General features: G+C 67.4%; 15 protein-coding genes and 2 pseudogenes. 6 read left to right on the top strand and 11 right to left on the bottom strand.

Annotated features, from left to right (window positions below; genetic code table 11):
- Positions 1 to 65 precede the first annotated feature (65 nt).
- From AC3A3Q_RS00945 to AC3A3Q_RS00975, 7 genes and pseudogenes are all read right to left on the bottom strand, one after another.
- Positions 66 to 800 (bottom strand): DUF3011 domain-containing protein, encoded by a 735-nt coding sequence (locus AC3A3Q_RS00945; RefSeq protein ID WP_487584481.1) that lies wholly within the window; start codon positions 798 to 800, stop codon positions 66 to 68.
- Between the two features lie 91 nt (positions 801 to 891).
- Complete coding sequence (gene epmA, locus AC3A3Q_RS00950) at positions 892 to 1866, bottom strand: EF-P lysine aminoacylase EpmA (RefSeq protein WP_487584482.1); 975 nt, start codon at positions 1864 to 1866, stop codon at positions 892 to 894.
- Positions 1863 to 2111: pseudogene (locus tag AC3A3Q_RS00955) on the bottom strand (BRCT domain-containing protein); the annotation flags it as partial. The pseudogene AC3A3Q_RS00955 and the gene epmA, both read right to left, overlap by 4 nt.
- Positions 2112 to 2287: 176 nt before the next feature.
- Positions 2288 to 4217 (bottom strand): annotated as a pseudogene (ligA, locus tag AC3A3Q_RS00960) (NAD-dependent DNA ligase LigA); the annotation flags it as partial.
- A 151-nt stretch (positions 4218 to 4368) separates the two neighbouring features.
- Entirely contained in the window at positions 4369 to 5115 is a 747-nt protein-coding gene (zipA, locus tag AC3A3Q_RS00965) for a cell division protein ZipA (protein WP_487584483.1), read from the bottom strand.
- Positions 5116 to 5214: 99 nt separating this feature from the next.
- Positions 5215 to 8718 carry a chromosome segregation protein SMC gene (smc, locus tag AC3A3Q_RS00970; protein ID WP_487584484.1) on the bottom strand — a complete coding sequence of 1168 codons (3504 nt, stop codon included), beginning with the start codon at positions 8716 to 8718 and terminating at the stop codon, positions 5215 to 5217.
- 152 nt (positions 8719 to 8870) lie between these two features.
- Entirely contained in the window at positions 8871 to 9965 is a 1095-nt protein-coding gene (locus tag AC3A3Q_RS00975; RefSeq protein WP_487584485.1) for an ABC transporter ATP-binding protein, read from the bottom strand.
- Between the two features lie 187 nt (positions 9966 to 10152).
- Here AC3A3Q_RS00975 and AC3A3Q_RS00980 point away from each other — a divergent pair, with 187 nt between their 5' ends.
- The 3 genes from AC3A3Q_RS00980 (at position 10153) to pgl (ending at position 13507) form a co-directional block, all read left to right on the top strand.
- Positions 10153 to 11547, top strand: coding sequence for a GH1 family beta-glucosidase (locus tag AC3A3Q_RS00980; protein WP_487584486.1), 1395 nt, complete (start codon positions 10153 to 10155; stop codon positions 11545 to 11547).
- Positions 11548 to 11752: 205 nt separating this feature from the next.
- Complete coding sequence (glk, locus tag AC3A3Q_RS00985; RefSeq protein ID WP_487584902.1) at positions 11753 to 12733, top strand: glucokinase; 981 nt, start codon at positions 11753 to 11755, stop codon at positions 12731 to 12733.
- Between the two features lie 24 nt (positions 12734 to 12757).
- Entirely contained in the window at positions 12758 to 13507 is a 750-nt protein-coding gene (gene pgl, locus AC3A3Q_RS00990) for a 6-phosphogluconolactonase (protein WP_487584487.1), read from the top strand.
- A 24-nt stretch (positions 13508 to 13531) separates the two neighbouring features.
- Here the strand turns inward: pgl and AC3A3Q_RS00995 are convergent, their stop codons facing one another.
- The 3 genes from AC3A3Q_RS00995 to AC3A3Q_RS01005 all read right to left on the bottom strand — a co-directional run bounded on the left by AC3A3Q_RS00995 (position 13532) and on the right by AC3A3Q_RS01005 (position 14447).
- Positions 13532 to 13918 carry a VOC family protein gene (locus AC3A3Q_RS00995; protein WP_487584488.1) on the bottom strand — a complete coding sequence of 129 codons (387 nt, stop codon included), beginning with the start codon at positions 13916 to 13918 and terminating at the stop codon, positions 13532 to 13534.
- Between the two features lie 77 nt (positions 13919 to 13995).
- Positions 13996 to 14322 carry a YkgJ family cysteine cluster protein gene (locus tag AC3A3Q_RS01000; protein ID WP_158730750.1) on the bottom strand — a complete coding sequence of 109 codons (327 nt, stop codon included), beginning with the start codon at positions 14320 to 14322 and terminating at the stop codon, positions 13996 to 13998.
- Positions 14322 to 14447: a hypothetical protein gene (locus tag AC3A3Q_RS01005; protein WP_487584489.1), complete on the bottom strand. Its 126-nt coding sequence runs from the start codon at positions 14445 to 14447 to the stop codon at positions 14322 to 14324. Before AC3A3Q_RS01005 ends, AC3A3Q_RS01000 begins: the two co-directional genes overlap by 1 nt.
- A 267-nt stretch (positions 14448 to 14714) precedes the next feature.
- Here AC3A3Q_RS01005 and AC3A3Q_RS01010 point away from each other — a divergent pair, with 267 nt between their 5' ends.
- The gene (locus AC3A3Q_RS01010; RefSeq protein ID WP_158730749.1) at positions 14715 to 14984 is read left to right on the top strand and encodes a hypothetical protein; all 270 of its coding nucleotides are present in this window, start codon (positions 14715 to 14717) and stop codon (positions 14982 to 14984) included.
- A 28-nt stretch (positions 14985 to 15012) separates the two neighbouring features.
- Here AC3A3Q_RS01010 and AC3A3Q_RS01015 read toward each other — a convergent pair whose 3' ends face one another.
- Complete coding sequence (locus AC3A3Q_RS01015; protein WP_487584490.1) at positions 15013 to 15948, bottom strand: AraC family transcriptional regulator; 936 nt, start codon at positions 15946 to 15948, stop codon at positions 15013 to 15015.
- A gap of 231 nt (positions 15949 to 16179) precedes the next feature.
- Here AC3A3Q_RS01015 and AC3A3Q_RS01020 point away from each other — a divergent pair, with 231 nt between their 5' ends.
- Together AC3A3Q_RS01020 and AC3A3Q_RS01025 are read left to right on the top strand one after the other, a co-directional pair.
- Complete coding sequence (locus AC3A3Q_RS01020; RefSeq protein WP_487584491.1) at positions 16180 to 19404, top strand: efflux RND transporter permease subunit; 3225 nt, start codon at positions 16180 to 16182, stop codon at positions 19402 to 19404.
- Entirely contained in the window at positions 19401 to 20516 is a 1116-nt protein-coding gene (locus AC3A3Q_RS01025; RefSeq protein WP_487584492.1) for an efflux RND transporter periplasmic adaptor subunit, read from the top strand. Before AC3A3Q_RS01020 ends, AC3A3Q_RS01025 begins: the two co-directional genes overlap by 4 nt.
- The last annotated feature ends 39 nt before the right edge of the window (positions 20517 to 20555 follow it).

The raw sequence follows: 20555 nt of genomic DNA on the forward strand, positions 1-20555 counted from the left end.
TGGTTCTCACTCTAGCGAGGACAGCTTAACGAATGCTTCACCGATTGGCCGCCGCTGACGGCCATTCAGCCGCCGCTGAGGTCTTCCTTGTGACGGACCTCGAATTCCGCCCGGCAGCCGTCTTCGACCCAGATTCCGTTCTTGTCGACACCCCAGCTGCGCCCCTCGATGCAGGCCGCGCGTGACAGTTGCCGGAACAGGCGCACCACCCCGCCTTCCGTGACGGCCGGGCAATGCCGCGGCAGCTTGTCGGTCGAATCGCATCGCACGATCTTTCCAGGCGTCGTCTCGGGCGAGACCACCGCCATCATCCGGAATTCGGCGCGACAGCCACCGGACACCCAGACGCCACGATTGTCGATGCCCCAGTTGTCACCGCGGATGCAGGGATTCTTCGACAGTTGCCGTACCAGCTCCGCGCCGGCACTGATGTCGGCGTCGCAGTGCTGCCAGCGGTTGCCGCGCGATTCGCAGCGAATGGTGCGGCTGCCAAGGCCACTGCCGACGCTGCCGCCATAGCCCAGGACAAACTCCGCACGGCATCCGTCCCTTACCCAGATGCCGGCATCGATCAGGCCCCAGGTCCGGCCTTCGTCACAATTGGACTTCGACAGCGATCGCAACAGGCGCACGCCGCCACGGATGTCCACGGGACAAAGGTGCGCCTGTCCGCCTTTGGATTCGCAGCGCACGACGCGGTCGCCGAAGAAACGGCCGCCCGTGTCCTGTGCCTTCGTTTCAGGCCCGGCCAGCAGTACCAATAGTGCGAGTAAGCAAGTCGAAGGCGACCAGCCGCGCATCGTGCACCCCTGAGTTCACGCAGCCACTCTAAACCGTCCGGATGAAAACCGACATCCGGAACTTCCTTAATTTTTCGTAGCGTGCAAACAATCAGGCACGACCGAAGTCGAAGGCGACCACATCGGAAATGCGTGGACTGCCCAGCATGGCCATCAGCAGCCGGTCGATGCCCATCGCCACGCCCGCGCAATGCGGGAACCCCGCGTGCAGGGCCTCCAGCAGGCGCTCGTCACGCGGTGGCAACACATCGCCTCGCTCGCGGCGCAGGGCGAGGTCGCGATCGAAGCGCTGCCCCTGTTCGTGCGCGTCGGCCAGCTCGTGGTAGCCGTTGGCCAGTTCCAGCGGCCCCAGGTAGAGCTCGAAGCGCTCGGCCACGCAGATGCCGTCGCGTTGCCCCAACCGCGCCAATGCGCACTGCGAGGCCGGATAGTCGTGCACAGCCAGCAACTGGTCAGGGGCGAACGCAGGTTGCAGGCGATGGGTCATCAACAGGTCCAGCCAGTCGTCGCGGGTCAGCCCTTCCGGATCGATGACTACATCGCCCAGCGCGGCCTGCACGTGTTCCAGTGGTGCGCTGTGCGGATCGATGTCGAGCTGCTGGCGATACAGGTCGTGATAGGCGACACGCTTCAACGTGGCGCTGCGCCCCACCAGCTCCAGTGCCGCCAGCACCAGCTGCGCGGTTTCGTCGATCAGGCGCTGATGGTCCCAACCCAGGCGATACCACTCGAGCATGGTGAACTCGGGGTTGTGGCGACCGCCGGCCTCGCCGTCACGGAACACCCGACCGAGTTCGTAGCAGTCACCGAAGCCCGCCGCCAGCAGTCGCTTGAGCGGGTACTCCGGCGACGTGCGAAGCCAGCGCGTCCGCGGCGCGCCGTCGGTGCGGCCACTGAACTGGAGCTGGAACGAGGCGATGTTGGCGTCGGTGTTGCCCGCCATCGACATCACCGGGGTTTCCACTTCCGTCACGTCGCGCCCGGCGAAGAATGCGCGGATGAGCGCATTGAGCCGTGCGCGCAGACGCAGCGTTTCGAAGCTCGCCGAAGGACGCCAGTCGGTCACGGTTCGTGGCCGGCCAGGAACGACAACAGCTTTTCTTCGTCCCAGATCTCGACACCCAGTTCCTGCGCCTTGTCGAGCTTGGAGCCGGCAGCCTCGCCGGCAACGACGAAACTGGTCTTCTTTGAAACGCTGCCGGAAACCTTGGCGCCGAGCGCCTCGAGTTTCGCCTTGGCCTCATCGCGACTCAGCGAGGACAACGTTCCGGTCAGCACGGCCGTCTGGCCATCGAGCGGGCCCTGCGCGACTTCGGCCGCGGCGGGCGTGATTGCATCCAGGCGCGCCAGTGCATTGCCACCGGCAACCAGTTGGCCTGCCTGCGTTTCGTCCTCGAGCCAGTCCGCCAGCGCCTGCGCGGTGTCCGCCGGCAAGCCGGCACTGACGTAGTTGTGCTTCGGCGCGTCGAGCAGTGCCTGCACGCTCGGGAAGGCACTGGCCAACTGCTCTGCACGCACGCGGGTGACCTTGGGGATCTCGAGGTCCACCAGCAGCGTGGCGAGGTTGAGTCCGTCACGCAGTTTCGGCGTGGGCGGATGCGTATCGGTGATGGTGACGCCGCGCGCGAGCAGGTCGTCGATGACCTGCTGGTTGCCGGCCTGGTCGAGGAAATGACCGATCGAACGCGCGACTTCGCCGCCGACGTCCGGCACGCGCTTGAACAGCGGCCACGGCAGGTGGCGGATCAGTTCGAGATCGCCGAACCAGGTCGCCAGCGCCTTGGCGGTGCTCTCGCCGACGTGCTGGATGCCGAGCGCGTAGAGGAATCGTTCCAGCGTCGTGTTGCGGCTGTGGTCGATGGCCTCGAGCAGGTTCTCGGCCCAGCGCGTGGCAACCTTGCCGGACTTCACGGTCTCCGGCGTGGTGTCGTCACGTTCGTCGGCACGACGCTTCATTTCCAGAAGGTCGTCGAGCGTGAGCTTGTACAGGTCGGCGACCGACTGCACGTAGCCAAGGTCGGACAGGCTCTCGATGAAACGCTCGCCCAGACCCTCAATGTCCATTGCGCGGCGCGAGGCGAAGTGGCCGATGGCTTCCTTGCGTTGCGCCGCGCAGGTCAGCTCGCCCGAGCAGCGCCAGACCGCTTCGCCTTCCTCGCGCACCAGTTCCGAGCCGCACACCGGGCAATGACTGGGCATCGACCAGGGTTTGGTCCCCGCCGGCCGCTTCTCGACGACGACGCGCACCACTTCCGGGATGACGTCGCCGGCGCGACGGATGATCACCGTGTCGCCGTTGCGCACGTCCAGACGCGCGACCTGGTCGGCGTTGTGCAGCGTCGCACGGGTGACGGTGACGCCACCGACCTGCACCGGCTGCATCAGCACCCACGGCGTGACCGCGCCGGTGCGGCCGACGTTGACTTCGATCGACTCGACCACGGTCATCTGTTCCTGCGCGGGGAACTTGTGCGCAATGGCCCAGCGCGGCGCGCGCGAGACGAAACCCATCTCCGCCTGGCCTTCGTAGTCGTCGAGCTTGTAGACGACGCCGTCGATGTCGAACGGCAGGCGGTCGCGCTTGTCGCCGATCGCGCGGTAGTAGTCGAGCAGGCCTTGCAGGCCTTCGACGACGTCGCTTTCGCCACTGACCGGAAAGCCCCACTCGCGCAGGCGGGCCAGTGTCTGCGAATGGGTCTCGGGCAGTTCGATGCCTTCGACCAGGCCGATGCCGTAGGCGTAGAACGCCAGCGGCCGCTGCGCGGTCATGCGTGGATCGAGCTGGCGCAGCGATCCGGCCGCGCCGTTGCGCGGATTTGCCAGGACCTTGCCGCCCTCTGCCAGCGCGCGCTCGTTGTAGGCCTTGAAGGCGGCCAGCGGCATGTAGACCTCGCCGCGCACTTCCAGCACGCGCGGCCAGCCCTTGCCGCGCAGCTGCAGCGGAATCGCATTGATCGTGCGCAGGTTGGCGGTGACGTCCTCGCCGGTGGCGCCGTCGCCGCGCGTGGCGCCCTGGACGAAGCGGCCGTCCTCGTAGCGCAGGCTGATGGCCAGTCCGTCGAGCTTGGGTTCGACCGAGAACGCCAGCGAATCGCGGCCCAGGCGCTCTTCGATCTTGCGCACGAACACCGCCACTTCGTCGTCGCTGAAGGCATTGCCCAGCGACAGCATCGGGATGGCGTGGCGCACCGGGGCGAAACTTCCGCTGGGCACTGCGCCCACGCGTTGGGTCGGCGAGTCGGGCGTGATCAGTTCCGGGTGCGCGGCCTCGAGCTCGTCGAGCTCGCGCAGCATGCGGTCGTAGTCGACGTCCGGAATCGCGGGATCGTCGAGGACGTGGTAGCGGTAGTTGGCGTCATCGAGCTGGGCGCGCAGCTCGGCGATGCGGGAGGACGGATTGCTGGAGGATTTGGCCACTGAATCGATCCCACCTTCTCGTCATCCCCGCGCAGGCGGGGATCCAGGGACGTTGCGTTCTGCTCACACCGGCCGGAGAAAGCACTCGCGCTGCGCGCGTCCCTCTCCCGGCGCTTCGCGCCACCCTCTCCCATCGGGAGAGGGCTTCAAATTACCAGCGCGCCGGCTTGGTCAGCGGCGGCGCTTCGCGCTGGCGGTCGTAGGCGCGCAGCTCGTCGCGGATATGGGCGATGCGCTGGCGACCGAGCGCGTTTCGCTGCTCGTCCAGGACCACGCCGTCGAGCAGTTCGGCCATCCGCTGCGCGGTCGGCAGCATGGTTTCCCAGGCGTCGAGCGCGTTGACCGGCGCCGGCAGAGTCAGGAAGAAGGCGATGGCCGGTGTCTCCAGCGCCTGGATCTGCGCCATGTCGAAACTGCCGGGCTTCATGATGTTGGCGACGCTGAACACCGGGCCGCGCTCGGGATGGTTCTCGACCAGGCGATGGAACACGCCCATGTGGCCATAGACCAGGCCGGCCTTCTCGGCGGCGACGACGATGTCGGGACCGTGCAGCTTCTGCCCCGCGCGCGCGGCCAGGTAGAGCGTGACGATCTTGTCGAATTCTTCGGTGGCACGACGGCCCAGTTCACTGCTGGCCGCGCCCTCGAGCGTGCGGTCGAACAGTTCCAGTTCGGCCTGGGCCGTGGACTCGCCGGCCGCGGGGCCCTCGCCTCCAAGCTCACGTTCCAGTTGCTCGCCCAGGGACGGTTCGCGACGGCTGCCGTCGGCGGCGGCCGCTTCGCGCGGCACGCGCTTGCCCTGGCCCGGCTTGCGCGGACGACCAAAGAACACGATCGCGGCGATCAGGATCAGGCCGGCGATCAGGATGCCGATACGCAGCAGGGTCACGTCTGACATTGAGGGGCTTCCTTACGGCAGGCGGATTTACAGGGAATGACGTACGGGGGAATGACGTACGGGGGAATGTCGACGGGCGAAAACCGCTGTGGCCTGGACTCAGGCCACACCAGCCAGGCGCGAAGCCTCCGCCAGGTCGACCGAGACCAGTCGGCTGACGCCGGGTTCGCGCATGGTGACGCCGGACAGCTGTTGCGCCGCTTCCATCGTCGCCTTGTTGTGGGTCACGAACAGGAACTGTACCTGTTCACTCATCTCGCTGACCATCGCAGCCAGTCGGCCGACGTTGGCTTCGTCGAGCGGAGCGTCGACTTCGTCGAGCAGGCAGAACGGTGCCGGGTTGAGGCGGAAGATCGCGAACACCAGCGCCACCGCGGTCATCGCCTTCTCGCCACCGGACAGCAGCGAGATGTTCGACACGCGCTTGCCGGGCGGACGCGCCATGATCGACACGCCCGTATCGAGCAGGTCTTCACCGGTCAGTTCCAGATAGGCATGGCCGCCGCCGAACAGGCGCGGGTACAGCTCCTGCACGCCGCTGTTGACGCGGTCGAAGGTGTCCTTGAAGCGGCCGCGGGTTTCGCGGTCGATCTTCTTGATCGCATCCTCGAGCGTTTCCAGGGCGGTGGTGAGGTCGGCGTCCTGCGCGTCCAGGTATTCCTTGCGCTGCGCGGCCTCGGCGTGCTCGGCGATCGCAGCCAGGTTGACCGGTTCGAGCCGGCGCAGCTTGCCGTCGAGCTCGCTGACCGTGCGCTCCCACACCTGCGGCTGCATGTCGTCGGTCAGGGTGTTGACCACGTCCTCGAGCACGAAGCCGGCTTCGACGATCGCCGCCGACAGCTGCTCGGCCTTGAGCACCAGTGCCTGCTGTTCGAGGCGACGCTGGCCGATGGCCTCGCGCTGCTGGATGGCCTGTTCGTCGCGCTGGTGGCGGACCTGTTCGAAGCGGCGCAGGTCATGGTCGATGCCGTCGACCGTGGTGCGCGCGGCGGTCAGTGCCTGCTCGGTGATCACGCGCTGCTCGAGCGCGACCTGGCGCTGTTCTTCCAGCGTGTTGACCGGCTCGTCGCCGTCTGCCAGCTGCGCCGACAGTTCGCCCAGTCGCGAATCGAGCTGGCCACGCTGGCCGCCCATGCGATCGAGCGCCTGCGCCAGTGCGGTGATCTGCGTGCGCTGGGATTCCAGCGTCAGTGCCAGCGCATGCGCGGTGTCGCGCGATTCGCGGGCGATGTTGCGGGCCTGGTCGCGGGCATCGCCCAGGGCACGGCGCTCGGACTCCAGCGCCTGGCGCGTGTCCTCCAGCTCGCCCATGCGCATGACCGCTTCTTCCTGCAGCGTGCGCGAATCGCGCGACTGCTCGCGGGCGCTTTCCAGGGTTTCGGCCAGTTGCGCAAGTTCGGCATCGATCTTCTCGATGCGACCGCGCGCCGAATCCAGGCGACCCTGCTGGCTCTGCAGCTGGCCGGCCAGTTCGGAAACGCTGCGGTGCGCCATGTACAACGTGCGCTGCGCGTCCTCGCGATGCTGCTCGGCGGCGAGCAGGCGGTCGCGCAGTTGCACCAGCAATGACTCAAGCTCGCGCTCGCGTGCCTGCAGCGTGTCGATCTCCGCGCGCAGCGACTGGATCTCGCGCTCGCGCAGCAGTGCGCCCTGCTTGGCCGCGCCCGAGCGCAGGATCCGCACCCAGCCGGCGCCGAGGCGCTCGCCGTTGCGGGTGATGATCGATTCGCCCTCGCCCAGCATCGGCAGCATCGAGCGCGCCTGCGCGAGGTCTTCGGCGGCGTGCAGCTTGGCGAGGACGCGGCGGATCGCGATCGGCCCGCGCACCTTGGAGGCCAGCGAGGTCGGCGCGAAGTCGACGGAGTCGTTCTGCGGGTCGACCAGGACCAGGCGGCCCTCGCCGAGTTCGCCGAGCGCATCGACCAGCACTTCCGGCGATTCCACCAGCACGCCCTCGATCATCTGGCCGAGCGCGCCTTCGACGGCATTCTCCCAGCCGGCTTCAACCTGCAGCGCTTCGCCGACGCGCGTGGCCGAGTCGAGACCACGGGCTTTGAGCCAGCTCAGTGCGGCGCCCTGCTCCTGGCCCAGCGCGGCATGCTGCAGCGTTTCCAGCGACGACAGTCGGCCGCGTGCGGCCTGCACCTGCTTGCGCGCCTCGGCCAGTTCGGTCTGCGTGCCACGCTGCTGGTCCTGCAGTTCGCCCAGCGCGCCCTTGCGGGTCTCCAGCTCCTCGCTGAGGCTGTCGATCGAGAACTTCTGGGTTTCGTGCTGCTCCTGCAGGGCAGCGAACGATTCCGACAGCGCCGCCAGGTCGAGCCCGGCGCGTTCGTTGTTGAGTGCTTCGCGACGACGATCGGCGTCGAGCACCTGGCGATCGAGGTGCTCGATGCGCGTGCGCTCGACGTCGGCAGCGCGCGCGGCTTCGGACTGGGCGCGGCTGTGTTCGTCCCAGCGCTGCTGCCATTCGGTCAGGCGCGTTTCGGCATCGCGCAGTGCTTCCTGGCGCATGCCGTCTTCGTCGCGCAACTGCTCCAGGCGCGGCTCGGATTCGGCGACGGCTGCGCGCAGCACGTCCAGGCGGGCCTGGTCGCTGCCGATGTGCTGGCCCAGTTCGGCCAACGCCGACAGTGCTTCGTCGCGCGCCTTCTGCAGGCGCGTGGACATCTCGCGCTGGTGCTGGATCTGCTGTTCGATGCGGGCCAGCGTGCCGCCGACTTCGTAGCTGGCGGCCTGGGCCTTGTTCAAGGCCTCGGCGGATTCCTCGCGACGCACGCGGCCGACTTCGATCTCGCGCTCGGCTTCGCGCTGCTCGGCGATCAACTGCTGCAGGCGGGTTTCCTGCTGGCTCAGCTTCTCGCGCTGGCCCTGCAGTTTCTGGTCGAGGGCGCGGTGTTCCAGCGCCTTCCACTCGGCGTCCTTGACCCGGCGTTCGGCCTGGATCGTCTGGTACTGCTCGGCCTGCCGGGCCTGGCGCTTGAGGTGCTCGAGCTGCTTGCCGACTTCCTCGCGCAGATCGCTGAGGCGATCGAGGTTTTCGCGGGTGTGGCGGATGCGGGTCTCGGTTTCCTTGCGGCGCTCCTTGTACTTGGAGATGCCGGCGGCTTCTTCGAGGTAGACGCGCAACTCTTCGGGCTTGGCCTCGATGATGTTGCTGATCATGCCCTGCTCGATGATCGAGTAGCTGCGCGGGCCCAGGCCGGTGCCGAGGAACAGGTCGGTGATGTCGCGGCGGCGGCACTTGGCGCCGTTGAGGTAGTACTGGCTGCTGCCGTCGCGGTTGACGGTGCGCTTGACCGAGATCTCGTTGAACGCCGCGTACTCACCGGTGATGGTGTGGTCGGAGTTGTCGAAGATCAGCTCGACCATCGCCTGCGACACCGGCTTGCGCGCCGAGGAACCGGCGAAGATAACGTCGGTCAGCGAATCGCCGCGCAGGCGGCTGGCCGAGCTTTCGCCCATCACCCAGCGCACGGCGTCGATGATGTTGGACTTGCCGCAGCCGTTGGGACCGACGATGCCGGTCATGTTGTTCGGCAGGTGCAGCGTGGTCGGATCGACGAAGGATTTGAAACCGGACAGCTTGATCGTGGACAGACGCATGCGGCTGGGTTGCCTCTTGGCGGCGTGGCGGAACGCGGCCGTGATTACCGACTAGGGTTAAACATATGAATAAATTCCGCCTCCCAAGCCATTGATTCTCATGGGAGGCGCACGGCTCGTGAGCCATGTCTTCACAAGGAGTATAGCGGCCCTCAAGCCCGCAGGCTGGCCCCGCTGTCCGGGTCGAAGTAGTGCATTTGCTCGGCCACATACCCCAGGTGCACCGTATCGCCCACCTTGGGCAGGTCCCGGGGCGGGACGCGCAGGATCAGGTCGCTGCCGCCGCAGTCCAGGTCGAGGAAGGCCTCGTTGCCGACGGGCTCGACCGCCTCGACCAGCGCGGCCAGGTGCCCGGGACCGGCCTGCGCCAGGGACATGTCCTCCGGACGCAGCCCGACCGTCAGTTGCCTGCCCTGGTAGCCGCGCACGCGCTCGACCATGCCGGCCTCCGGCCGCAACGGCAGTTCCACGTTGCCCACGCGCAGCTTCAGGCCGTCGTCCTCGACGACCTCGCCCCGCAACAGGTTCATCTTCGGGCTGCCCAGGAACGTCGCCACGAACAGGTTCGCCGGCCGGCTGTACAGCCCCATCGGCGTATCGATCTGCTGGATGCGCCCCTTGTCGAGCACGACGATGCGCTGGCCCAGGGTCATCGCCTCGATCTGGTCGTGGGTGACATAGACCATGGTGGTGCCCAGCTGCCGGTGCAGTCGCGAGATCTCCACGCGCGTGGAAGCTCGCAGCTTGGCATCGAGGTTCGACAGCGGCTCATCGAGCAGGAACACCTGCGGTTGCCGCACCAGTGCGCGCCCCAGCGCGACACGCTGGCGCTGGCCGCCCGACAGTGCGGCGGGTTTACGATCCAGCAGGGATTCGAGCTCGAGCATGCCCGCGGCCTCGCGCACGCGACGTTCGATCTCGGCCTTGCCGGTGCCGCGCAGCTTCAGGCCGAAGCCCAGGTTCTCGGCCACGCTCATGTGCGGATACAGCGCGTAGCTCTGGAACACCATCGCGATATCGCGATCCTTCGGCGCCACTTCGTTGACCAGGCGCTCGCCGATGCGCAGTTCGCCACTGCTGATCTGCTCCAGGCCGGCGATCATCCGCAACAGCGTTGACTTGCCGCAGCCGGATGGACCGACCAGCACCAGCAACTCGCCGTCTGCAATCTCGAAGCTGGCATCGTCCACACCGACAAAGCCGTTCGGATAGACCTTGCGCAGACGATCCAGCGTGACCTTCGCCATGAATTCTCCAGAGCCGTCCCCGTGGCACGAGGCTCGTTTCACTTTGATCGTTTCACTATCGCCCGTCGCCTGGAAACACTTGTTCGAAGGCGACCGATGGTTCCCAATGGGCACCGCCGTCGGCTATCCTGCCATGTAACCGTTTTCACGCATATCCACCGTCACCATCTCCCCCGAGACCGAGCCGATGAGCCGAGCACCAGGCGCCGACCAGTTCGTATTCCCCGAAGGCTTCCTCTGGGGTGCCGCCACCGCCGCCCACCAGATCGAAGGCTCGCCGATGGCCGACGGTGCCGGCCCCAGCATCTGGACGCGCTTCGCCCATACCCCGGGGATGATGCTCAACGGTGACACCGGCGATGTGGCGTGCGACCACTACAACCGCTGGCGCGACGACGTGAAGCTGATGCGCAAACTCGGCCTGAAGGCTTACCGCTTCAGTGTGTCGTGGTCGCGGATCCTTCCCGAGGGCACCGGCCGGGTGAACCAGAAGGGCCTGGATTTCTATTCCAACCTGGTCGACGAACTGCTCGCCAACGATATCGAACCGCTGCTGACGCTGTTCCATTGGGACCTGCCGGCGGCGCTCGACGATCGCGGCGGCTGGCTCAACCGCGAGATCGCCGACTGGTTCGCCGAGTACGCATCGGTCATGTACCGCGCGCTCGACGGCCGGGTGAAGAAGTGGGTCACGCACAACGAGCCATGGGTGGTCACCGATGGCGGCTACCTGCACGGCGCGCTCGCACCGGGCCACCGCAGCAAGTTCGAAGCCCCGATCGCCTCGCACAACCTGATGCGCGCGCACGGCGCGGCGGTGAAGGCGTACCGCGAGATCGGCAAGCACGAGATCGGCCTGGTGGTGAACATCGAACCCAAGTACGCCGCCAGCGATTCGGCGGAAGACCAGGCCGCGGTGCGCCGCGCCCATGCCTACATGAACGAGCAGTACCTCCACCCTGCCCTGCTCGGCCACTACCCGCCCGAGCTCAAGGAGATCTTCGGCGAGGCGTGGCCGGACTGGCCGGCCGAGGACTTCGAACTGATTCAGCAGCCGCTCGATTTCGTCGGCATCAACTACTACACCCGCAGCGTCACCAAGGACGCGCCGAGCTACCCGCTCAACACCGGCGTGGTCAGGCAGCCGCTGGGCACCTACACCGAGACCGGCTGGGAAGTGTTCCCACAGGGACTGACCGACCTGCTGCTGTGGTTCAAGCAGACCTATGGCGACCTGCCGGTCTACATCACCGAGAACGGCGCGGCGTTCTTCGATCCGCCCACGGCCGATGTCGATCCGGTGTCGGGCGAGCGTCGCGTGCGCGACCCGCTGCGCATGGATTACCTGCGCAAGCACATCAGCGCCATCCACGATGCGATCCAGGCCGGCGTCGACATCCGCGGCTACATGCTGTGGTCGCTGATGGACAACCTGGAATGGTCGCTGGGCTACTCCAAGCGATTCGGCATGATCCATGTCAACTACGGCACCCAGGAGCGCACGCCGAAGGACAGTGCGCTGTGGTACTCGCAGGTGATCGCCTCGCACGGACGCAAGCTCGCCGAGCCGCTACCCTACTGACAGGTACTGTGCTGCACTGGTTGGCGCTGATTTCGTTTACATCCGGACAAATCATTCGCCGCCGGCCCCACGCGCAAGACATCGCCCCGGGACTGCATTACGCTGCCGGCAGCCCGGGCTCGGCGTTGCGCCGTTCGCCTGCAATCTCGTCTGCAATCCGATCGTGCGGTGGTGATCCTTGAGTGTTCCCCAGTCTGCGGCAGCAATTGACCCGGCGGCCGATGCCCTTCTTGCCGATATCGGCGGAACCAATGCCCGCTTCGCCCTGGCCCGCCAGGACAGCCGCACGCCGCTGCTCATCGACAGCGTGCGCGAGTTCTCCGTCACGCAGTTCCCGTCGCTGGCCGATGCCGCCCGCCACTACCTCGACACCACCGGCGCAAAGCCGCGCACCGGCGTGTTCGCCGTGGCCGGCCGGGTCGACGGCGACGAAGCCCGCATCACCAACCACCCGTGGGTGATCTCGGCGGCACGCACGCGCGATGCGCTGGGCCTGGAGTCGGTCGAACTGGTCAATGATTTCGCCGCGCAGGCGATGGGTGCATCCCTGCTCCAGCCCGAGGACGTGGTTGCCCTGGGCGCGGCGGGCTGGGACGGCCATGACAATTCCGACCGCACCTTCGCCGTGATCGGCGCCGGCACCGGCCTGGGCGTGGGTGGCCTGTTGCGCCGCGACGGCCGCTACTACCCGCTGCAGACCGAAGGCGGCCACGTCAGCTTCGCGCCGAACACGCCGGAAGAAATCGAGATCCTGCAGCACCTGTCGGGCGAATTCGGACGGGTCTCCAACGAGCGCCTGGTCAGTGGCATGGGCCTGGTCAACCTGCATCGGGCGCTGAGCGCGATCGCCGGCGAAGACCCCGGCCCGCTCAAGCCGGCCGACATCACCGCCCGTGCCCGTGAAGGCGACCCGCGCAGCCTGCGCACCATCGACATCTTCTGCGCCGTGTTCGGCGCCGCTGCCGGCGACCTGGTGCTGACGCTGGGGGCATGGGACGGCGTCTTCCTGACCGGCGGCCTGGTGCCGAAGTTGCTGTCGGCGATCGCGCATTCGGGCTTCCGCCAGCGCTTCGAGCACAAGGGCCGGTTCTCGGCCGTGATGGCGCGCATCCCGACCCTGGCGGTGATCCATCCGCAACCTGGCCTGCTTGGTGCCGCGGCCCTGGCGCAGCACACGCGACCTTGAAGCCGGCTGTGCCAGTATCGAGCGATGGCTGCCGAACGCTCGCACGAACCCGCCACGGCGACGCACCTGCTACCGCACCACGACCTGCACGTCCATGCCAACAAGGACGTCTGGACCTGGGCGGTCGCGGTGTCCATCGCGGCTGAACTGCGGCGTGAGCTGACCACGCATCCACGGGCGCGCCTGTTGCTGTCGGGCGGCACCACGCCTGCTCCGGTTTACCGCGCCTTGTCGAAAGCGCCGCTGGACTGGGACCGGGTCAACGTCGGACTGGTCGACGAACGCTGGCTGCAGCCGCAGGACCTCGACAGCAATGCCCACCTGGTGCGCACGAACCTGCTGCAGCAGCAGGCCGCGGCCACGCATTTCGAGCCGATGACCCGGCCTGGAAAGTCGATCGAGGAAGTGGTTGCCGGCGCCAACGCCTTTGCCAAGGTCCAGGCCTGCGTTGCGGTGCTGGGCATGGGCGAAGACGGCCACGTCGCATCGCTGTTCCCCGGCATGGGCGACCTCGACCGGGTATTCGCCAGTCGCAACGACTACATGGCCGTGGACGCCACCGGTTGCCCGGGTGCGCGGCGCTGGACGCGGCGGATCAGCCTGACCCCACGCGGCATGACACGGGTGCCCTCGCGCCTGCTGCTGATCCAGGGCGCCCGCAAGCGGGAGGTTTTCATGCAGGCACTGGCCGATGGCAATCACGCCCGCTGGCCGGTGCTGACCGCATTGGACAGCATCCACGGCACCCCGCTGCAGGTGCACTGGTGCGCATGATCGCGTGCCGGCAAACCATCGACCTCATGACGCGCGGGCGTAGCTGACCGTCAGCATCTCCCACTGGTGGCCATCGGGCTCGTTCCAGTAGACGATGCGGCCGCCGTGTGCGGTATCGATCTGATGATCAACCGGCCCGTGGACGGCGCTGCGATAGTCGATGCCCGCAGCGCGGATGCGCTGCAGGATCGCGTCGAACTCGCCCTCGCCGACGCGGAAGCAATAGTGGATCAGCGGGAACGGCTCGCTCCACTGGTCGAAGTCGAAGGTCAGCCCGTCGTTGACATACACCGGCGCGAACGGGCCGATGCCGGTCGGCGACCATGGCACGTCGAGCAGATGCGCCAGCAGCTTCGCCGACGCAACGCGATCACGAGACGGCACCAGGATGTGATCGAGTTCGATGGCCATTTCGCCTCCCTGGCAATGGCCGGGAAGCTACAACAAACGGCGTCGACTTCGCGTCATGCGCGACACCGGCGCCGCGCTCAGCGGCGCGGTTCGTCGATCAGTGCCAGCGGAATCGCCTGGGCCTGCATCTCGCGGTAGGCCGCGCGCTCGGAGCGGCAGTAGGCACTGCCCATGGCGAACTTGCGGCAGACCCCTGGACGCTGGTCGTAGATGCTGCAGCACATGCGGCTATGGTCGACTGCGACGCACCAGCCTTCCTCGTCGCGCGCCATCACCTCGGGGCCATCGGCAAGGCGCTCGACCATGTGCCGGGGCACGTCGTCTTCTGGCATCAGCACCACCGTCAGGCGACAGCACACTGCGTCGCAACGGCTGCACGAAACTTCCGAGCGCTTCTCGCCCATCAGGCACGACCCGTGGCGACGGCGGCCTGTTGCGAGCTGTCGGGCAACGAGCGCAGGCGGCCATTGCGCCAGTGCACTCCGGCCGCGAGCACGTCGGCCGTGAGATTGCGGGTAAAGAAGGACAATGAGGAACTCTCGGCGGGCGCCGGCCGTCGTGTCGGCGGGCGGTGTCGCATGGCGGGAGCGCAGCGGGCGACTGGAGAGCGGTCGAGCGGGACGCGTGAGGGGAACGGTGTGCAGCGACATGGTACGCCGCTTCAGCAGCTGGCGCTTGAATGGCGACGAACCCGCGATTGCCGCCGGGATTCGTTTCTCGGGACAAATCGACGAAGTTCACGCCCAAGCTTCGTCATACGGCGCATACTCAGCCAACCCCCATCGAGGCGGACACCATGAAGCATCAGGTTGCAATCTTCCGCTTCACCCTCGGTAACGGGCAGAGCATCAGCCCCACGGCCCTGCAGTCGATCTGGGTCAGGGCGTGCCAGTCGCCGGATGTAAGTGTGGGTCGCAAGGCCGGCGGTTATCCCGACAACAACCGCCCGATCTACTCGCTGTATGCACAACCGGGACTGGAGGATCTGTCCCAGGTAGAGCGTCGCCTGCGGCGCCTGTTCGACGAAACCGGATTGCGCGCCTCGCTGGTCTCGATGCACGTGTAAGCCGGTCGTATGAGTTCAACGCAGGTGATCAGACCTGCGGCACCGCCCTCGCCCGTCCGGCCTCGAAGCGCGGCGGCGCACCGAACAGTCGCTTGTACTCACGACTGAACTGCGACGGGCTTTCGTAGCCCACGTGCCTCGCAGCACTCATCGCCTCCATGCCTCCGGCCATCATCAGGCGGCGGGCCTCGTGCAGGCGCAGGTGCTTCTGGAACTGCAACGGCGACATCGTCGTCACCGCCTTGAACTGGTGGTGGAACGACGACGTGCTCATGTGCACGCTGCTGGCCAGCTCGTCGATGCTCAACGGCTGCAGGTAGCGTTGCCGCAGCGTCGCCACGGCGCGGGCGATGCGGCTCGAACGACCATCGGTGGCGGCGATCGCGCGCAGGCGATGGCCGAGGTCGCCGGTCAACACGCGGTAAAGAATCTCGCGTTGCGCCATCGGCGCCAGCACCGGCAGGTCCTGCGGCGTGTCGAGCAGGTTCATCAGTCGCAGCACCGCATCCATCAGCGGCGTGTTGACGCGAGCGGCGTACAGCCCCGGATCGACGCCCGCATGCGTCGACTCATGGTCGGCGGTGTCGGCGATCAGCGCGGCCACTTCGTCCGGGTCGATGTCCAGGCGCAGGCACAGGTACGGATGCTCGGGCGTGGCCTCCACCACCTGTCCGAACACCGGCAACGTCACTGACACCACCAGGTAATTGAGCGGGTTGTAGTGATAGGTCTGGCCGTCCAGCGTGGCCACCTTGCTGCCTTGGGCAACGATGCACAGGCGCGGCTCGTACACGACCGGCGTGCAAGCGGTGGGCGTGCTGATCCGGACCAGGCTCAGGGCGTCGATGGCGGTGGCGTGGATGCCGTCGTCCGGTGTCAATCGGGCAATCCGGTCCGCCAGCTCGGCCAGCTTCGGGCACCCTGCCCGGGGCGTGACTTCTGACATGGAAGCAATGAGATTCATGGGTTTCCCGCCTTCCAGCCTGACCGGGGAATTATCGGCGTAATCGGGGCCGGGAATGTGCCGATCTGGTCGATTTGCAGGATCAGGCAATTTTCAAGCAGCAATGTACTACCACTGGAAAGGCATGAACCCGTAACTTGATCACACGGATCTGGTGGGCGTCGGACGAGGCCTGCAGGCCCGTCGGCGTGGAAGCCGGAGCCAGCCCCCACCCCCAGCGGACCGCACGCGATGTGGATTGTCCAATACGCCCTGAGTCGCCGGTACACCATCGGCGTGCTCGCGATCCTGATCCTGCTGTTCGGCACGCTGGCGACCCGGCGCATGCCGACCGACATCCTGCCTGAAGTCGGGATCCCCTCGGTCAACCTGGTGTGGACGTACAACGGCCTGCCGGCGGCGGACATGGCGGCCAAGCTGACCTCGTTCTCCGAGGCGGCGATCATGAACACCGTCGACGACCTCAAGGAAGTGCGTTCGGAGTCCCTGACCGGCGCCAGCATCGTGCGCATCGACTTCCAGCCGACGGTGAGCCTTGACCGTGCACTGGGCCAGATCACCGCGGTCTCGCAGACGATCCTGCGGCGCATGCCGCCTGGCACGTCGCCGCCGCTGGTAATCCGCAACAACGTCTCCAGCACGCCGGTGCTGATGCTGGTGCTGTCGTCGGACTCGCTGACCGAAGCCCAGCTCTACGATTACGCGCGCCTGCAACTGCGCTCGCAGATCCAGACCATCCCCGGCATCCGCATGACGCTGCCCTACGGCGGCGCCGCGCGGCAGATCATGGTCGACCTCAACCCGGCGGCACTGCAGACCTACGGACTGACACCTGCTGACGTGACGACCGCGCTTGAGCGCGGCAGTCCCACCCTGCCCTCCGGCTCGATCCGCGAGAACGCGCGCGAGATGCAGATCTCGCTGGACACCAGCCCGGCCAGCGCGGCCGAGTTCCTGGAAATCCCGGTGGCCGCGCGCAACGGCACGGTCATCTATATCCGCGACATCGCCTCGGTCCGCGACGGCGGCGCGCTGCAGACCAACGTCGCGCGCATGGACGGTTCCAGTGCGGTCGCGGTGGCGCTGATCAAGCTGGGCGGCGCGTCGGCGGTGGAGATCGTGCGCGCGGTGCGCGAGCGCCTGCCGGAGATCGAGGCTTCGGCGCCGACCGGCACGCGCATCCAGCCGATCTTCGACCAGTCGGTGTTCGTCGACCACGCCATCGACTCGATCCGCCATGAGGTGCTGCTGGTCGGCCTGCTGGTGGCGCTGGTGGTGCTGGTGTTCATCGGTTCCTGGCGCTCGAGCCTGATCGTGCTGTCGGCGATCCCGCTGGCCCTGCTGGCGTCGGTGACGATGCTCAGCCTGCTCGGCTACACCTTCAACGTGATGACGCTCGGCGGCCTGGCGCTGGCGATCGGCATCCTGGTCGACAACGCGGTGGTCGACGTCGAGAACACCAACCGCAACATCGCCATGGGCAAGGACGTGCGCACGGCGATCCTCGACAGCGCCCGCGAGGTGGTGTTCCCGGAGATGGTCTCGACCATCTCGATCTGCATCGTGCTCACGCCCATCCTGCTGATGACGGGCTTGTCGGCGTGGGTGTTCACGCCGCTGGCGCTGGCGGTGATCTTCGCCATGCTCGCCTCGTTCCTGTTGTCGCGCACGCTCATTCCGGTGCTGTGCTACCTGCTGCTGCCGGCCGACATCCGCAGCCGCGAGAATCCGCGCTGGCAGGCGGAGCGCGCTCTGCTCAAGGTCAACCACAAGGTTGAGCACACGCTCGATTCACTGCGCGACCGCCACCACGCCCTGCTGGTGCGGCTGGGTCACCACGGTGGCGTGCTGGCGCTGACCGCGCTGGCGGTGATCGCGATCGGCGCGGTGTCGGCGCTCTCGCTCGGTCGCGAGTACTTCCCCCAGGTCGACGCCGGCCAGTTGCGCCTGCAGGTGCGGCTGCCCAGCGGCACGCGCCTGGAGGAAACCGCGGCGCGCCTGACCGAGATCCAGCGTGAGATCCGCAAGATCATCCCGGCTTCGGAACTGCAGACCGTCTACGAACAGATCGGCATGCCCGACGCGGTCAACCTGTCGCTGGTCGACAGCGCCGTGGTCGGCTCGTTCGAGGCCGAGGTGATGCTGCAGCTGCGCACGCCGCATCACTCCAGCCACGACTACCTGGTGCAGATCCGTCGCCGCATCGCCGAGCGCTTCCCCGACGTGAAGGTGTTCGAGCGACCGCCCGACGCCACCAGCCGCACGCTCGCCGGCTCTGCGGCCGCTGCATTTGAGGTTCGCGTGATCGGTCGTGACGCGGCCGGCAACCTCGCCCTCGCCCGCGAGATCGAGCAGCGCCTAAAGCAGGTGCCCGGCGCGGCCGACGTCGCCCTGCGCCAGGTGCTCGACCTGCCCGAATACCAGGTGCGCATCGATCGCACCCGCGCCGCCCAGCTCGGCCTGGACGCGCAACAGGCCAGCCGCGCGGTGCTGGCGGTGCTCGGCTCCTCAGGCACCGTCACTCCGGTTTACTGGACCGACACGGTCAACGCGATCGCGTACACGGTGCAGGTGCAGGCACCGCCGGTGAACATGACCAGCATCGATGCGCTCCTCAACGCGCCGCTGCGCATCGGCAGCGACGGCCAGGCCGTCCTGCTGCGCAACATCGCCACGGTCACGCCGCGCAGCGTGCCGGCGAGCCTGGCGCGCACGACGCTGGCGCCGACCATCAGCGTGCTGGCCAATGTCGAAGGCACCGACCTGGGCTCGGTGCAGGACCGCCTCACCGCGATCACCACCGAACTGCAGGGCAAGCTCAAGCCCGGCAACCGCATCGAGGTCGCCGGCCAGGCCGGCGAGATGAGCAGCGCCTATAGCGAACTCGCGGCCGGACTGTTGATGTCGGCGGCGCTGGTATTCCTGGTGCTCGTGGTCAACTTCCAGTCGTGGATCCAGCCGCTGGTGGCGATGTCGGGCCTGCCGTTGGCCATCGCCGGCGCCGCGTTCGGCCTGTTCGTCACCGGCACGCCGTTGAGCGTGCCGGCACTGATGGGCGTGATGATGGTCATCGGCGTATCCACCGCCAACAGCGTGCTCGTCACCAGCTTCGCGCGCGGTCTCGTCGCGGCGGGCCACGACCCAGAACTGGCTGCGTACGAATCGGCGGCGGTGCGACTGCGGCCGGTGCTGATGACCGCCAGCGCGATGATCCTGGGCATCATCCCGATGGCCATTGGCCTGGGCGAAGGCGGTGAACAGAACGCGCCGCTCGGGCGCGCGGTGATCGGCGGCCTGCTGTTCGGCACGCCGGCGACGCTGATCCTGGTTCCTTCCATTCTCGCAGTACTGGGACGGCGCATGCCGGCAGCGGCGCGACGCGCCGCGATGCCCGACATTGACGATTCCCCCAGCACTGCCAACCCTGACGGCGCCGAAGCAGGAGCCACTCCATGATCATTTCCCATCGCCTCGCGCACGGGGCTGTCGCTACTGCACTCATCACCGCGTTGGCCGCCTGCAGCAACGGCGCTGCGGAACCCACGCCCGCGACCGTGGTGCCGGAAGTGCTGACCGTCCGGGCCAAGGCCGCCGACAGCGCCTACGACCTGACCCTGCCCGCACGCGCGGTGGCCGGGGAATCGGCGCAGATCTATGCGCGCGCCACCGGCTTCATCAGCGAACGCCGCGCCGACCTTGGCGACAAGGTCGTGGCCGGCCAGATGCTGGCGGTGATCGCCGCGCCGGAAGCCGACCAGGCCGTGCGCGAGGCACAGGCCGAACTGGCACGCGCGCGCGCCGACGAGACGCTGGCCAAGGTCAACTTCGATCGCGCCAATGTGCTGGTCGGTTCCGGCGCGATCTCGAAAGAGTTGTACAGCGACCGCAAGGCCAACCATGACGTCGCCGTCGCCGCCGAAGCGGCTGCCGAAGCTCGCCTGACCTCGGCGCGCGAGCGACAGGGATTCCAGACGGTGCGCGCGCCGTTCTCCGGTGTGGTGGTCGCGCGCAACATCGAACGCGGTGACCGCGTCGTCGGCGATTCCACCACCGCCACGCCGCTGTTCGAAGTCAGCTCGCTCGATCCACTGCGCGTGGTGATCGACGTGCCGCAGAACGTGGCGCTGCAGATCCAGCCCGGCGTGGAAGCCGATGTCGGTTTCCCGGAACTGCCGGGGCAGACGTTCAAGGCCCAGGTCGTTCGCAGCGCGCAGTCGCTGTCGCGCGATTCGGGCGTGATGCGCACCGAGCTGCGCCTGCCCAACCCCGACAGCCGCATTCCCGCCGGCATGGTCGGCAGCGTGCGATTGCACCTGTCACGACCCGCACCGGCCACGATCCTGCCGCTGTCGGCGGTGATCCAGCGCGGCAGCGGCGCGCAGGTCGCGACACTGCGCGACTCGGCATTGGATTACCGTGACGTCACCCTCGGCCGAAATCTCGGCAACGAGATCGAAGTGCTATCCGGCGTCGCCGAGAACGATGTCGTGGTGGTGGCACCGAACGCGCTGCTGACGCCGGGCACGCGGGTCAAGGCACGCGAGATGGCGGCGGCGGAAAAGAAGTAACGCCGCAGCCACGTCCGCTGCAGTCCGCCCGCCGCGACG

This window comes from Lysobacter sp. Soil_C_59 (assembly GCF_057656415.1).